This window comes from Methyloceanibacter marginalis, from assembly GCF_001723295.1.
In the GTDB taxonomy this organism is placed as follows: domain Bacteria; phylum Pseudomonadota; class Alphaproteobacteria; order Rhizobiales; family Methyloligellaceae; genus Methyloceanibacter; species Methyloceanibacter marginalis.
On sequence record NZ_LPWD01000387.1, the window covers coordinates 1 to 2,249 of the forward strand.

Annotated in this window: 3 protein-coding genes and 1 pseudogene; all 4 read right to left on the minus strand. The window is 64.1% G+C overall.

The window, feature by feature from the left end:
• Positions 1-386 (minus strand): ABC transporter substrate-binding protein (locus tag AUC71_RS13295; protein ID WP_204376726.1); only part of this gene is annotated, 386 nt, incomplete at its 3' end.
• Positions 387-417: 31 nt separating this feature from the next.
• Positions 418-786, minus strand: coding sequence for a DUF6867 family protein (locus AUC71_RS13300; protein WP_069624639.1), 369 nt, complete (start codon positions 784-786; stop codon positions 418-420).
• Complete coding sequence (locus AUC71_RS13305; protein WP_069624640.1) at positions 783-1,535, minus strand: ABC transporter ATP-binding protein; 753 nt, start codon at positions 1,533-1,535, stop codon at positions 783-785. Before AUC71_RS13305 ends, AUC71_RS13300 begins: the two co-directional genes overlap by 4 nt.
• Positions 1,532-2,249, minus strand: a pseudogene (locus AUC71_RS18035) (ABC transporter ATP-binding protein); the annotation flags it as partial. The pseudogene AUC71_RS18035 and the gene AUC71_RS13305, both read right to left, overlap by 4 nt.

Consider the following 2,249-nt stretch of genomic DNA (forward strand, 5'->3'; position numbering starts at 1 on the left):
GCCGGCGAGATCATCACCGCCTTGCTCTCGGCATAGACGTTCGAGGCGGGAATGGACGAGCCCGAGCAGAAATGCCCGGCGACCAGCGCCACGCCCTGGCCAGCCAAATGATTGGCTACGGCCACGGCTTGTTTCGGGTCGCACGCGTCGTCGCCGACCTCGAGATCGAGTTTCTTGCCGAGCACGCCGCCCGCCGAGTTGATGTCGGCGACCGCTTGCTCGGCGCCATTGGTCATCTGCGTGCCGAAGGAGGCGTATTGCCCGGTCACGGGACCGGCCACGGCAATCTTGACGACGTCGGGATTGTCTTCCGCGCCGTCGCAGCCGCCGAGCACGAGACTTGCCGCGAGGACGGCGATCAGCCCTGCCAAACGCATCATTCCCATCTCCTTCAAAACCCGGGCGCGTCAGACTAGCTCAGGCGTCCCGTGCACGCCAAGTCAGCGGGCTGGTGCGCGCATAAAGCCAGCGATATTGCGTCACCATCTGCGTCGTCCGCATCATGCGGAAGCCGAGTAAGGCACAGGCGACCAACACCGCGTAGGTGACGAGATAATAGTAAGGCGACAGCAGCGCGCCGTCGAATAGGGCGTAGTTGAAGAAGCGGACCGCGGCGCTCAGCAGCGCCATGTAGAAAAACACGCGCCAGAGCGGCTTCCAGCCGCGCGCCAGGCCGCGGCCGGCAAGGAACGCCGCCCCGCCGCCGATGATCACCGTGAGCGCGAGGAACACGCGCAAGCCGTCATCGGTGAGCCATGGAGTCAGCGATGGGGTGAGCGCGCTCATGCTCCGTTCGTTTCCTTCAGCACGGCGGTGTCCCCTTCGAGATACGCAGCGCGCACTTCTTTCCGTTCGAGGAGCTCCGCGCCCGTCCCCGACATGGTGATGCGGCCATTGACCATGACATAGCCGCGGTCGGCCAGCTTCAGCGTGTGATAGGCATTCTGCTCCACCAGAAAAACCGTGAGCCCGTCTTTATTCAGTTCTTCGATCGCCGCGAAGATTTGTTTGACGATCAAAGGTGCAAGCCCCAGCGACGGCTCGTCGAGCATCAGCAGCTTGGGCTGGCCCATCAGCGCGCGGGCGATGGCGAGGCATCTGCTGCTCGCGCCCGACAGCGTGCCGCCGCGCTGATCGGCGCGCTCTTTCAGCACCGGAAACAGTGTCTGCACATGCTCCAGGTCGCGATCGAAGCCGTCCGGGTCGCCGGCGATGATGGCGCCCATTTGGAGATTTTCCATCACCGTCATGCGCGGGAAGATGCGCCGGCCCTCTGGCGATTGCGCGATCCCCAGCCGCGCGATGTCGTGCGTCGGCAACTGGGCAATATCCTTGCCGTGGAAGACGATGCGGCCCTGGCTGGCACGGGGCCGGCCGAAGATCGTCATCATCGTCGTCGTCTTGCCGGCGCCGTTTGCTCCGATCAGGGCCACGATCTCGCCGGGCTTGATGTCGAGGTTCACGTCATGCAGCACGGGCAGGCGCCCGTAGCAGGCGGTCACGCTGTCGAGCGAAAGCAGCGCCTCGGCGCTCATGGCCGCACCCCGGACTTTACTTCGTCGATCTCCTCGTCGGCCACGCCGAGATACGCGGCGATCACATGGGGGTCGTCGCGGATCTCTTGCGGCGTGCCGTCGGCGATCTTCTTGCCGTAGTCGAGCACGATGATGTGGTCGGAGATGCGCATGACCACGCTCATGTCGTGCTCGATGAGGAAGATGGCGATCTTCTCCGTCTCGCGGATGGCATGGAGCAGCTCGTTGGAGCGCGTCGCTTTCCCGCGCATTGAGCCCGGCGGCAGGTTCATCGAGACACAGAAGCAACGGCCGCGTGCACATGGCGCGCGCGATCTCGATCCGCCGTTGATCGCCGTAAGAGAGGTCTCCCGCCGCTTCGTCGGCGCGCTCCGTAAGACCCACTTGATCGAGCCAGTAGCGGGCGAGATCGACGGCGTGTTTTTCCGCACGGCCGAAATTCACGAGACCGAGGATGGCGCCAAAGGTAAAGCCGGAGGCGCGCGCCAGCACGTTGTGCTGCGCCACCATCAGATTCTCCAACACGGTCATGCCGGGGAACAGGCGAATATTCTGGAAGGTGCGGGCCACGCGCGCTTGCGCGTTGATCTCGTGATCGTCGAGCCGTTCGAGATAGAAATAGTCGCCGTCGGACTGCGTCAGGGTGGTTCGGCCTTCGGTCGGCTTGTAGAACCCGGTGATGCAGTTGAACACCGTGGTCTTGCCGGCGCCGTT

Bases quoted from the DNA above. Each gene is read 5' to 3' on its own strand.
- AUC71_RS13300 (WP_069624639.1), bottom strand. From the start codon at position 786: ATGAGCGCGCTCACCCCATCGCTGACTCCATGGCTCACCGATGACGGC.
- AUC71_RS13305 (WP_069624640.1), bottom strand. From the start codon at position 1,535: ATGAGCGCCGAGGCGCTGCTTTCGCTCGACAGCGTGACCGCCTGCTAC.